Annotated in this window: 14 protein-coding genes and 2 tRNA genes; all 16 read left to right on the forward strand. The window is 33.1% G+C overall.

Annotated features, from left to right (window positions below):
• Positions 1-132 precede the first annotated feature (132 nt).
• The 16 genes from cshA to CD155_RS11715 all read left to right on the forward strand — a co-directional run bounded on the left by cshA (position 133) and on the right by CD155_RS11715 (position 12,937).
• Positions 133-1,662 (forward strand): degradosome RNA helicase CshA, encoded by a 1,530-nt coding sequence (gene cshA, locus CD155_RS11640; protein WP_070830017.1) that lies wholly within the window; start codon positions 133-135, stop codon positions 1,660-1,662.
• Between the two features lie 121 nt (positions 1,663-1,783).
• Positions 1,784-2,263, forward strand: coding sequence for a PH domain-containing protein (locus CD155_RS11645; protein WP_070830018.1), 480 nt, complete (start codon positions 1,784-1,786; stop codon positions 2,261-2,263).
• Entirely contained in the window at positions 2,256-3,755 is a 1,500-nt protein-coding gene (locus CD155_RS11650; RefSeq protein WP_103213405.1) for a PH domain-containing protein, read from the forward strand. The genes CD155_RS11645 and CD155_RS11650 overlap by 8 nt, the downstream gene beginning before the upstream one ends.
• Positions 3,742-4,284, forward strand: a complete 543-nt coding sequence (locus CD155_RS11655; protein ID WP_103213406.1) for a PH domain-containing protein — start codon at positions 3,742-3,744, stop codon at positions 4,282-4,284. Before CD155_RS11650 ends, CD155_RS11655 begins: the two co-directional genes overlap by 14 nt.
• 14 nt (positions 4,285-4,298) lie before the next feature.
• Positions 4,299-4,655, forward strand: coding sequence for a holo-ACP synthase (gene acpS, locus CD155_RS11660; RefSeq protein WP_002445530.1), 357 nt, complete (start codon positions 4,299-4,301; stop codon positions 4,653-4,655).
• 77 nt (positions 4,656-4,732) lie between these two features.
• Complete coding sequence (gene alr, locus CD155_RS11665) at positions 4,733-5,881, forward strand: alanine racemase (RefSeq protein WP_002445529.1); 1,149 nt, start codon at positions 4,733-4,735, stop codon at positions 5,879-5,881.
• Between the two features lie 87 nt (positions 5,882-5,968).
• Positions 5,969-6,139, forward strand: coding sequence for a type II toxin-antitoxin system antitoxin MazE (mazE, locus tag CD155_RS11670; RefSeq protein WP_037541853.1), 171 nt, complete (start codon positions 5,969-5,971; stop codon positions 6,137-6,139).
• Positions 6,136-6,498, forward strand: a complete 363-nt coding sequence (locus CD155_RS11675; RefSeq protein WP_002445525.1) for a type II toxin-antitoxin system PemK/MazF family toxin — start codon at positions 6,136-6,138, stop codon at positions 6,496-6,498. The genes mazE and CD155_RS11675 overlap by 4 nt, the downstream gene beginning before the upstream one ends.
• A 371-nt stretch (positions 6,499-6,869) precedes the next feature.
• Positions 6,870-7,871 (forward strand): SpoIIE family protein phosphatase, encoded by a 1,002-nt coding sequence (locus tag CD155_RS11680; protein WP_103213407.1) that lies wholly within the window; start codon positions 6,870-6,872, stop codon positions 7,869-7,871.
• A 102-nt stretch (positions 7,872-7,973) separates the two neighbouring features.
• Positions 7,974-8,300 (forward strand): anti-sigma factor antagonist, encoded by a 327-nt coding sequence (locus tag CD155_RS11685; RefSeq protein WP_037541852.1) that lies wholly within the window; start codon positions 7,974-7,976, stop codon positions 8,298-8,300.
• Between the two features lies 1 nt (position 8,301).
• Complete coding sequence (rsbW, locus tag CD155_RS11690; protein ID WP_002445522.1) at positions 8,302-8,781, forward strand: anti-sigma B factor RsbW; 480 nt, start codon at positions 8,302-8,304, stop codon at positions 8,779-8,781.
• Positions 8,756-9,526, forward strand: coding sequence for an RNA polymerase sigma factor SigB (sigB, locus tag CD155_RS11695; RefSeq protein ID WP_002445521.1), 771 nt, complete (start codon positions 8,756-8,758; stop codon positions 9,524-9,526). The genes rsbW and sigB overlap by 26 nt, the downstream gene beginning before the upstream one ends.
• Positions 9,527-9,686: 160 nt before the next feature.
• Positions 9,687-11,837: a Tex family protein gene (locus tag CD155_RS11700; RefSeq protein ID WP_103213408.1), complete on the forward strand. Its 2,151-nt coding sequence runs from the start codon at positions 9,687-9,689 to the stop codon at positions 11,835-11,837.
• Positions 11,830-12,288 (forward strand): SprT family protein, encoded by a 459-nt coding sequence (locus CD155_RS11705; RefSeq protein WP_172605814.1) that lies wholly within the window; start codon positions 11,830-11,832, stop codon positions 12,286-12,288. Before CD155_RS11700 ends, CD155_RS11705 begins: the two co-directional genes overlap by 8 nt.
• Before the next feature lie 464 nt (positions 12,289-12,752).
• Positions 12,753-12,839: transfer RNA gene (locus tag CD155_RS11710), tRNA-Leu, on the forward strand.
• Between the two features lie 24 nt (positions 12,840-12,863).
• Positions 12,864-12,937 (forward strand) — tRNA-Gly (locus tag CD155_RS11715).
• The last annotated feature ends 101 nt before the right edge of the window (positions 12,938-13,038 follow it).

Here is a 13,038-nt window from a genome sequence, read left to right on the forward strand (position 1 = left end):
GGTTAAAAGTAAGTTACTGCTTTATTGCTATAATATTTTTAAGGTGGTACTATATAGAAGTTGATAAAACATAAGTGAACATATATGCAAAAAAGTATATTAAGAAATAAACACTTAAAAAGGAGAATTATTTTGCAAAATTTTAAAGAATTAGGGATTTCGGATAAAACGGTTCAAACACTGGAATCTATGGGATTCAAAGAACCTACACCTATCCAAAAAGACAGTATCCCTTATGCGTTAAAAGGAGACGACATCCTTGGCCAAGCCCAGACAGGTACGGGGAAAACAGGGGCATTTGGTATTCCTTTAATTGAGAAAGTAGTCGGCCAAGAAGGCGTACAATCTCTTATCTTAGCGCCTACAAGAGAACTTGCAATGCAAGTGGCTGAACAATTAAGAGAGTTCAGTAAAGGACAACGCGTACAAGTCGTTACAGTATTTGGTGGTATGCCAATCGATCGCCAAATTAAAGCATTGAAAAGAGGCCCACAAATTGTCGTAGGTACGCCAGGTCGTGTCATTGACCATCTCAACCGTCGTACTTTAAAAACGCATGATATTCATACGTTAATTTTAGACGAAGCAGATGAAATGATGAATATGGGATTCATCGATGATATGAGATTTATTATGGATAAAATTCCTGCTGATCAACGTCAAACAATGCTATTTTCAGCAACAATGCCTAAAGCAATTCAAGAATTAGTTCAACAATTTATGAAGACGCCTAAAATCATCAAAACGATGAATAATGAAATGTCAGATCCACAAATTGAAGAGTTTTATACCATTGTTAAAGAATTAGAGAAATTTGATACATTTACTAATTTCCTAGATGTTCACCAACCAGAATTAGCAATTGTATTCGGTCGTACAAAACGTCGTGTAGATGAATTAACAAGTGCGTTATTATCTAAAGGATATAAAGCAGAAGGACTTCACGGAGATATCACACAAGCTAAACGTTTAGAAGTCTTGAAGAAATTCAAAAATGACCAAATCGATATTTTAGTAGCAACTGACGTAGCAGCGAGAGGTCTAGATATTTCTGGAGTAAGTCACGTTTATAACTTTGATATTCCACAAGATACTGAAAGCTATACACACCGTATTGGTCGTACAGGCCGTGCAGGTAAAGAAGGTATTGCAGTTACATTTGTCAATCCTATTGAAATGGATTATATTCGCCAAATCGAAGACGTGAATGGTCGCCGTATGAATGCGTTAAGACCACCACATCGTAAAGAAGTGCTTAAAGCACGTGAAGACGATATTAAAGAAAAAGTTCAAAATTGGATGTCTAAAGATAATGAAGCGCGCCTTCAACGTATTGCAAGTGAATTACTAGAAGAATATGATAGCGTTGAATTAGTAGCTTCTTTACTACAAGAACTTGTAGAAGCAAATGATGAAGTAGAAGTTCAATTAACATTCGAAAAACCACTTGCCCGTAAAGGTCGTAATCATAAAGGCGGCTCAAGAAGAGGTAATAACAAACGTGGTAATGGCAAATTTGATAATAAAAATAGACGTTCAAAAGGGCCAAAAGGCAACTCAAATAAAAAGAAAAACACTAAAAAATTTGACCGCCGAGACAAACAAAGTAAAGGCTCTAACCAATCAATGAGAGGTCGCACATTTGCAGACCATCAAAAATAAATGATTTCATTCTAACCAGTTAAGGTCACAATCTTAGCTGGTTTTTGTATTATTATTGCTTTATTTAGACCTTTCATGCTCTATGCTATAATATGAGTAAATCAGACAAAGGAGCTATAATATGAATCTGGATAGTACATTTCATCGAAGCCCTAAAAATGCTTTAAAGTACTATTATATAACTAGTTTTATAACTTTAATTATCATATTAGTTATATTAAGCATTCTTTATTATTGTTGGTCTACTTTTCATTGGTGGGATTTTATTTTATACATACTCATAATGATAGCTGCGATTGCTATCATTCATTTTATATTTTCACCTTTCATTAGATACAAGTATCATTTTTATAAATTTGAAGGAAATTCAATTATTTTAAAAGAAGCATTTTTCTTTAAAAGAGAAGAACTTAGTAAAATCGAAAGATTACAATTTATTACTATTGGAACAAATCCTTTAGCTAAAAAATTCAAAATCAATTCAATTGAATTAGTAACTGCTGGACATGAAATTACATTACCAATGATTTCAGAACAAGAAGCACAAATGATTCAACAACAGGCATTAGATCGATTGAGAGGTGTCAATGACGATGTATAATCCTCAAAGATTGCATCCAATCTCGTACGTAACCGGATTAATAGATGTAATCAAACAGAACTTTATTGTGATTATCCTCTTTTTATTTAACATAAGAAATTTTAAATTTGATGACTTTGGTTCTTATATTTGGCCTGGCGTAATGACTTTAATATTTTTAGTATCATTCATACACAATATTATTAAAGTTTATAATACGCGTTACTGGATTGAAAATAATCACTTCATACTAACGACAGGTGTATTTAATAAAGAACGTAAAGAGCTCAACATAAGTAGAATTCAATCTGCTGATACCACACAAAGTTTAGTCAACCAAGTTGTGGGTGGAGTTGAACTCATCATTAAAACGCCTAGTGATGGTATCGAATTAAGTACCATTTCTAAAAAACAAAGTGAAATGGTAGAGAAAGAAATTAAGACATTACAACAACAAATGAATGATACTCAACAAGAAGTGGCGAGTGAAAATAATGCAGGTGATAATGAAACACCGCCTCAAAATCTACCTTCTCAATCTATATTTAAAATGCCATTCAAACAATTATTATTGATGGCTATGACGAGTGGTGCAATTGGGATTGCTCTATTTACAATTTCGCCGATTGTAGGGAGCTTCTCGAGTATTATTCCGTGGGAAAAGCTAGGAGATGAACTATCATACATTTTTAAAACGATCTATCTCTTAGTGACTGCCATTGTAGTTTTCGTATTAATAGCCAGTTATATTATTGGAACCTGTTTGGCATTCATTAAATATTATGGGTACAAAGTCACACAACAAGGCCATCAACTAAAAATTCAATATGGTTTATTTACAAAAAAGAATATAACTGTACCTACTGATCGCCTTCAAGGTGTACTAGAACATCAATCTTATATTAGGAAGTTGTTTGGTTACACATCCATTCATTTTTATATCACAAGTGATATTGATGCCACTTCTGGTGAACCGAGTGATGATAATGGACGCATCATGATTCTTCCTTTTATTAAGCGTTCTCAAGCGTATGAGATCATTCGGTCTTTAGTGCCCGAAATGCAATTTAACACTGCGCATGCTGGCATGCCTATGAGAGGATTTTACCGTCATTTTCTTATACCGACTATAATCCTAGTTATAGCTGGAATAGTTGGATGGTATTTCTGGTCAGCATGGTCTTTCGTCATTATGGCAGTACTAATTATTTTATTTGTCATTGCAGCAATACTATACGTTCGTTTCGGTGGCTATAATTTGAAAAATGATGAACTCGTGATACAAAAAGCATCATTACTCAATATTAAAAGATATTACTTTAAACTTAACAAAGTAATCGGTTTAGAGATTAAACAGCATCCACTATTAGAAAGAAGCCATCTAGCAAACTTTGAGTTTATTATAGCTAAAGGTGACTTAAATCAATATATTGGACTAAAATTTAATGATGTATCTAACGTGAATCAACTGAAGAAATGGTACATGAGAGGTGATACTCATGAAAGCATATAAATATATGAATGAAAAAGGATTAAAAGTGATGAGGATAAGTGCTTCAATATGGGCACTTGTCATTACTGTTGTGTTATTAATATTCATTGGCTTAAATATGTTTAAACTACATTGGGTAGGTAACGTTTCAGTTATTATAGGCGCACTAGTACTTATTATCTTTTTCTTGTTGATGTTTTTACTTATTATGCCTCTTTATAGGTATAAAAACTTCAGATATTTCATAGGCGAAGACGAAGTACATGTGAGAAGAGGCGTCATTTTTATTGATACCAACATTATTCCATACTTCCGAATCCAAAATATCGATATAAATGAAGGATTCATTATGAGAAAATATCAACTCGCTACATTGACATTATCAACAGCTGGCGGAAATTCTGAAATTGAACTCATTGATAGAGATGAAGCTCAAAAATTAAAAACACTCATTAAGCAATGTAAAGAAAGCGATGATCATTTATCCACTTCAATAGATAATGAAGAAAAGGTAAACGGTATGGCTAAATCTATAGATGAAAATGAATAAAGAGGCGAAGCGGAATGATATATGGAATAGGCATAGATTTAATAGAAATCGAACGTATTGAAAAAGTGCTTCACAAACAAAGTAAAATCATTGAACGAGTTCTGACTCCAGATGAAAAAGCTAAATTTGAGAAGTTTACTCATGAGAAGCGTAAAATAGAATTTTTAGCAGGTCGTTTTGCAGTAAAAGAAGCATTTAGTAAAGCGTTAGGTACAGGATTAGGCCAATCTGTAACTTTTCAAGATATTAACTGTTACAACAATCGATTAGGTCAACCATGTATTGATTATCCAGGCTTTAAAGTGCATGTGAGCATCACTCACACAGCTCATTATGCCATGAGCCAAGTCATATTAGAAAAAGAAGAATAAATCTGCTGAACTCTTAAAAGTTAAATAAAATTATATTAATGAAGTAATAAGTATGTCGTTTCAAGGAGGGCATTCATATGACAGAAAAGTTCTATAGACCAACCTATTTAAATGTTAATTTAGATGCGATATTAGCAAATTATCAAATTTTTGATCAATTACATCACAATAAAACTGTAATATCTGTGATCAAGGCAAATAGTTATGGTTTAGGCAGTGTAAGAATCGCGCAACACCTAATGGAACACGGTGCCTCATTTTTTGCAGTGGCAACATTAGATGAAGCAATAGAATTACGAATGCACGGTATTAAAGCTAAAATTTTAATATTAGGCGTCATTCGAACTGAAGATATAAGTAAAGCGATTCAACATCGCGTCGCGCTTACTGTTCCATCTAAGGCGTGGTTGAAAGAAGCGATTAAAAATATTCCTGAAGATAACGAGAAAAAGTTATGGTTACATGCAAAACTAGATACAGGTATGGGTCGCTTGGGTATGAAAGATGTCGAAGAATATCGTGAAGTTGTGGACCTGATAGATAAAAGAGAACACCTTGTTTTCGAAGGTGTTTATACGCATTTTGCGAGCGCAGATGAACCAGGAGATTCAATGAATGAACAATTTGAATTCTTCAAAACCGTCGTAAATCAAGTTGAAAAACCGACCTACATTCATACACAAAATTCTGCCGCATCGTTATTAATGGATGGACAATTCTGCAATGCCATACGATTAGGTATATCTTTATATGGATACTATCCTTCACAATACGTTAAAGATCATGTCAAAGTACACTTGCGTCCGAGTGCACAACTTGTATCTGAAATCGTACAAGTCAAGACCCTCAAAGCTGGTGAAACGGTAAGTTATGGTCGAACATTTAAAGCAACAGAAGAAATGAGAATTGCAATTCTGCCAATTGGCTATGCTGATGGCTATTTAAGAGCAATGCAAGGAGCTTATGTTAATGTGAATGGTCACCAATGTGAAGTAGTTGGTCGCGTATGTATGGATCAAACTATTTTAAGAGTTCCTGAAGATGTGAAGGTAGGGGACAAAGTCATATTGATGGACAACCATATTGATTCGCCACAATCTGCTGAAGCTTTAGCTGAAAAGCAACAAACGATCAATTATGAAGTATTGTGCAACATCTCCAGACGTTTACCTAGAATTTACCATCACAGTGATGAATATGAGGTTACTAATGAATTATTAAAATAGTATAGTCACTGTACTTAAAATTTGTTATTATTAAGTTAAATTAAAGGTTAAATAACAACTTTTTGGAATCAGATGGAGGTTCTTCACATGTTATCTTTTAATCAAAATAGAAGTCACAGTCTTGAACAATCCTTAAAAGAAGGTTATGCACAAATGGCTGATTTAAACCTCTCCCTAGCGACGGAAGCTTTCCCGATTGAGTGTGAAGCTTGCGATTGTAATGAAACATATCTTACTTCTAACTCAAAGAATGAATGATTAGAAGAGGAGATGTTTATTTAGCGGATTTATCACCAGTGCAAGGGTCTGAACAAGGGGGAGTAAGACCTGTCGTTATTATTCAAAACGATACTGGTAATAAATATAGTCCTACAGTCATTGTGGCTGCTATTACAGGTAGGATTAATAAAGCGAAAATACCAACCCATGTAGAAATTGAAAAGAAAAAGTACAAGTTAGATAAAGATTCCGTTATCCTACTTGAACAAATTAGAACACTTGATAAAAAACGATTAAAAGAAAAATTGACCTATTTATCTGAAAGTAAGATGAAAGAGGTCGACAACGCCCTAGACATTAGTCTAGGCTTACATAACTTTGATCATCCAAAATCATAATGTTTTATATGTAGTAAACATAAATAAAATAATGAATTAGAAGACAATAACTTTATAATAATTATAACTCTTAATCAAACAGGTAACTTTAGACCGATTGCTTTCATTAAGATTTTTTGCAAATCTATACTAGTGCTACCTCTCATTAGTTTAATAGCATATAATTATAGTTATTAAGTAATTGCATTTATTATAAAAGAATGTCTTGAGTTTTTTCGGCTTTAGGTATTCCACTCCTAAAGTCTTTTTTAGCTAGTTAAGAATTGAGGTTTATCAGTGATTTGCTGTTCATTTTAAAAAATAAATAAAATTCCAAAAACGATAGATAGTAAACGAATGGAATGTGAAATGGAAGTAAGGAGGCACGTGTCGTGGAAGAATTTAAAAAAAGTTATAAAGCGCTTGTAAAAGAAAGTTTAACTACTGATAATCGGGCTCAACTTATAAAAAAGTGCGAAGCATTTACGGATGAAGTAATTAAAAAGGATGTATTGCCAGAAGATATTGTGGAAATTCATCAATCTTATATTAGCCAATTAGAATTAAATGAGGAAGAAATTTTGGGGACATTAGATGTTCTTCAAGAGGTTGTTAAAGGTTTTGGTTATAGTTATAGAGATTATCAAAGGTTAGTAAATAAAATGCAAGTCCACGATAAGGAAATAGATTTGGCCTCTCGACTTCAACAAACGATGTTAAAGACAGATATACCTCAATTCGATAGTATACAAATAGGTGTGATTTCTGTAGCTGCACAAAAAGTAAGCGGCGACTATTTCAACTTAATCGATCATAAAGATGGTACGATGAGCTTTGCAGTGGCTGATGTCATTGGTAAAGGGATTCCTGCAGCATTAGCCATGAGTATGATCAAATTCGGCATGGATTCATATGGTCATTCACAGTTGCCGAGCGATGGTTTGAAACGATTAAATCGTGTTGTCGAAAAAAACGTTAACCAAAATATGTTTGTAACGATGTTTTATGGATTATATGAAGAGATGAACCATCTTCTTTATTGTAGTTCAGCCGGTCATGAACCTGGTTATGTTTACCGTGCTGAAACAGAGGAATTTGAGGAAATTGACGTAAGAGGACGTGTCCTTGGTGTCAGTCAGAAGACACGTTATAACCAACAAGAAATTCCTATTTACTTAGAAGATTTGATTATTATTTTTACTGATGGTGTAACGGAAGCACGTGATAATACAGGAGAATTTATTGATAAAGATAAGTTGTTAAATTTAATTCAAAAAAATAAACACATGCATCCTCAAGATATCGTTCAAATTATTTATGAATCAATTTTAAAAGTTCAAAACCCTAGTAGAAAAGACGATATGACAATTTTAATTATAAAAAGAGTAAATTAAATTGACTAAATTAGATTAAAGTTTAATGTCTAAGGGTATACATAATTTTGAACAGGAACGTAAAAAAATGAACTAGATATGAAAAGACTAGGAGTGTATCAAATGAATCTTAATATAGAAACTATAACTCATGATGACTATTATGAAGTTAAAGTTGGTGGAGAATTAGATGTTTATACAGTACCAGAATTAGAAGAAGTTTTAGTACCAATGCGACAAGAAGGAACACATGATATTCACGTTAACTTAGCTAACGTGAGTTACATGGATTCTACTGGATTAGGTTTATTTGTAGGAACTTTAAAAGCATTAAACCAAAATGATAAAGATTTATATATCTTAGGTGTTTCAGATCGAATTAATAGATTGTTTGATATTACCGGTTTGAAAGATTTAATGCATGTTAATGAAGGAACGGAGGTAGAGTAACATGCAATCAAGACAAGATTATATCGAAATGCGGTTACCAGCCTCTGCAGAATACGTAAGTTTAATACGTTTAACATTATCTGGCGTATTTTCAAGAGCAGGTGCCTCTTATGACGATATTGAAGATTCTAAAATCGCTGTAAGTGAAGCTGTAACGAACGCTGTTAAACATGCTTATAAAGAAAATCCTGAAACCGGTATGATAAATTTATGTTTTGAGATATTTGATGATAAAATAAAAATAGTTATTTCCGATCAAGGGGAAAGTTTTGATTATGAAACAACTAAATCTAAACTAGGTCCATATGATGATAACGAGAACATTGATTTCTTAAGAGAAGGCGGATTGGGATTATTTCTTATTGAGTCATTAATGGACGAAGTAACTGTTTATAAAGAATCTGGTGTGACAATCAGTATGATTAAGTATATTAAAAAAGAGCAGGTGCGAAATAATGGCGAAAGAGTCGAAATCAGCTAATGATGTATCACCTGAACAAATTAACCAATGGATTAAAGAACACCAAGAAAATGAAAATAGCCAAGCTCAAGATAAATTAGTAACGCATTATCGCAAACTAATAGAATCTTTAGCATATAAATATTCGAAAGGGCAATCACATCATGAAGATTTAGTTCAAGTGGGTATGGTTGGATTAATAGGTGCCATCAATAGATTTGATTTGTCATTTGATCGAAAATTTGAAGCATTTCTAGTGCCAACCGTGATTGGTGAAATAAAAAGGTATTTACGAGATAAAACATGGAGTGTTCACGTACCTAGACGCATTAAAGAGATTGGTCCTAGAATTAAAAAGGTAAGCGATGAACTAACAAATGAACTTGAACGTTCACCATCTATCAATGAAATAGCGGAACGTCTTGAAGTCACAGACGAAGAAGTTTTAGAAGCAATGGAGATGGGACAAAGTTATAATGCGCTAAGTGTGGATCATTCTATTGAAGCGGATAAGGATGGATCAACAGTAACGCTATTAGATATTATGGGGCAACAAGATGATAATTATGATTTAACTGAAAAACGCATGATTTTAGAACGCATTTTGCCTATTTTATCTGATAGAGAAAGACAAATTATACAATGTACATTTATAGAGGGATTAAGTCAGAAAGAAACTGGTGAAAGAATTGGACTTAGTCAAATGCATGTATCCCGCTTGCAACGTACTGCAATTAAAAAGTTGCAAGAAGCAGCTAAACAATAAATATTTAAAGAAGTTCATTGATAACAATCATGAGCTTCTTTTTGTTTGTCATCATTTTGGTGATTAAAAGTGGGCATAGTTTGTTAACGTAAATCGAGAATGTATTTATACAACTATGTTAAAATAGGGAAGTAATTTTATAGAAAAGCGTGGTAGAAGAATGGACAAAAATTTAATTCAAACAATCGTAGAGAAATATAATTTTTCAGAAAAACAAATAAAATCAGTGCTTGAACTATTAGAAGATAATAATACTGTTCCATTTATCGCAAGATATCGTAAAGAAGCTACTGGCGGCCTAGATGAAGTTGAAATTAAACAAATTGACGATGAATATCGCTACATGGAGAATCTTCAAAAGAGAAAAGAAGAAGTTATACATAGTATTGAACAACAAGGAATGCTCACGGACGAACTTAAGAGCGACATCCTTAAACAAACGAAATTGCAAAGAGTTGAAGATTTATATCGACCATACAAACAGAAAAAGAAAACGCGTGCAACTGAAGCTAAAAGAAAAGGACTTGAACCTTTAGCACAGTGGTTAATTCAAGGAAAATTAGATAAAAAAATTGAAGACAAAGCAGAAGAATTTCTCAATGAAGAAATATCTAATATTGAAGAAGCACTGGAAGGCGCTCAAGATATTATCGCTGAACATATTTCAGATAACCCTAAATATCGTTCTAGAATATTAAAAGATGTGTATCATCAAGGACAAATTACTACTTCTAAAAAGAAAAATGCTGAAGATGAAAAAGAAATCTTCGCTATGTATTATGATTATTCAGAACCTGTGAAACGTGTAGCTAATCATAGAATTTTAGCTATGAATCGTGGTGAAAAGGAAAAAGTATTATCCGTTAAAATAAAATTCGATACAACAAGAATTCAAAAAGATATTGAAAGACAAGTTATTAAAACGAACAATGAAAGTGCGATATACATTGAAGCGGCTATAAAAGATAGTCTTAAACGTTTAATTATGCCTTCAATAGAAAGAGAAATACGTGGTGATTTAACTCAGAAAGCTGAAACACATGCAATTGATGTTTTTAGTGAGAATCTTAGAAACTTATTATTACAACCACCTATGAAAGGTAAACAAATTCTTGGTGTAGATCCAGCCTTTAGAACAGGCTGCAAACTTGCAGTGATTAATCCATTTGGAACATTTATTGCGAAAAGTGTCATCTATCCACACCCACCTAAATCTAAGACTGAAGCTGCTGAAAAAGAATTGGTCAATATGATTAAAGATTATCAAATTGAATTATTAGCTATAGGAAATGGAACAGCGAGTCGAGAAACAGAACAATTTGTTGCAAATGTAATTAAAAAGTATAGCTTAGACGCTCAATTTATCATAGTTAATGAAGCGGGAGCATCAGTTTACTCAGCTTCTGAAATTGCTAGACAGGAGTTTCCCGATTTTCAAGTAGAAGAAAGAAGTGCAGTTTCAATAGGCAGAAGAGTTCAAGACCCACTAAGTGAATTGGTTAAAATAGATCCTAAATCAATCGGTGTTGGTCAATATCAACACGATGTAAACCAAAAAGAATTAAGTAATGCATTAACATTCGTTGTAGAGACTGCTGTAAACCAGGTCGGAGTGGATGTTAATACTGCTTCTAAATCTTTACTTCAATATGTATCGGGATTATCTTCTACAATTGCACAACACATTATTGATTACAAAGAAGAAAATGGCCCAATTAAACACAATAAAGAAATTAGCAAAATTAAAAGATTAGGTGCCAAAACATTTGAACAAAGTATCGGATTTTTACGTATCGTCGATGGTGAAGAACCACTAGATAACACGGCAATTCACCCTGAAAGTTATAAAGTGACGTATGAAGTGTTAGAACAATTAGGACTAGGGGCTAAAGATATTGGTACAACGCATCTCAAATCTACTTTAACTAACGTTAATGTGAAAGAACTTGCAACTAAATTAAATGTAGGAGAACCAACATTAGAGGATATTATTCAATCCTTAATTGCACCAAACAGAGACCCTAGAGATGAATTTGAAACACCAATTCTGAAATCTGATGTACTATCTATTGAAGATTTACATCAAGGTATGAAGTTGAATGGTACAGTGAGAAATGTTGTTGACTTTGGCGCATTTGTCGATATAGGTGTGAAACAAGATGGGTTAGTTCACGTTTCTAAATTATCTAAGAAGTTTGTTAAGAATCCAATGGAGATTGTAAGTGTTGGCGATATTGTAGACGTTTGGATTCTTGATATTGATGAAAATAAAGGAAAAGTATCGCTAACAATGATTGACCCAAATGAATAATATTGAATTACAACGCTTAACCGAACAATTAGCTATTGATTATTTTGGAGTAGAATTTAAACATAAAGCATACTTTAATCATAGACTTAGAACTACTGGTGGTAGGTATTTATTGCGGTCTCATCATATAGAGATTAATCCTAAGCAGTTAGAAAATTTTGGAGAACAGGCAATTATAGATATCATTAAACATGAACTGTGTCACTATTTTCTTCATCTTGCAGGTAGAGGTTATCAGCATCGTGATCGAGATTTCAAAGTTTTAAGCAGTAAGGTAGGTGCACCTAGATTTTGCACACCTACTGAAACGTACCAAAGTCGCGCTAATTACAAGTACCAATGTGTGAATTGTTTGAAGAATTATTTACGTATTAGAAGAGTGAACACCCATAAAATGAGATGCGGTCATTGTGGAGGCAAACTTAATTTAGTAGAAGTATATAAGCATTAATGTTGAAGAGCGTTTTGGAGTGAGACAGAAATGTCATTTAGGAAAATTATTTTCGTTGTCTTATACCCAACGTGCATTATTTGCAGAAATTTTTTTAGTTGGAGCGCTGCCGGTAGGGAAGTCTCGGATAGAAACAAAATTGATATAAGCACGTTTTCAATTTAGACGTACATTGCCAATATGTTAAGTGAAGCAGGGATAATTATTTTAGTCTCTGCTTCATTTTTTTATGAAAAATAATATGGAATTTTGATGTTTCAATAAGATGAAAATTTTTGCTCAAATATATTGACATTTAATGTTGTGTGATATATTATAGATATCGTTGTCTTAACAAGAGAAACAAGTTTTAAAAGCTAATTAACATTATTAATCTTAAGTTAAATTATTGTTGACAAAATGTAATGAAAGATTTAAAATATTTATTGTTCTCGATAATTAAAGTTTAATTATGCGTTTTGCCAGCGGTCGTGGCGGAATGGCAGACGCGCTAGGTTGAGGGCCTAGTGGGAGTTAATCCCGTGGAGGTTCAAGTCCTCTCGGCCGCACCAATATCATATAATTCTATTCTACATGCGGGTGTAGTTTAATGGCAAAACCTCAGCCTTCCAAGCTGATGTTGTGGGTTCGATTCCCATCACCCGCTCCATTCTAACTTAAATGAACATTGAAAACTGAATGACAATATGTCAACGTTAATTCCAAACAAACAGTAACGAGAGTTACAAACTATTTAGTATTTATGAGCTA

The sequence above is a fragment of the Staphylococcus caprae genome (assembly GCF_002902725.1).
GTDB classification, from domain to species: Bacteria; Bacillota; Bacilli; order Staphylococcales; family Staphylococcaceae; genus Staphylococcus; species Staphylococcus caprae.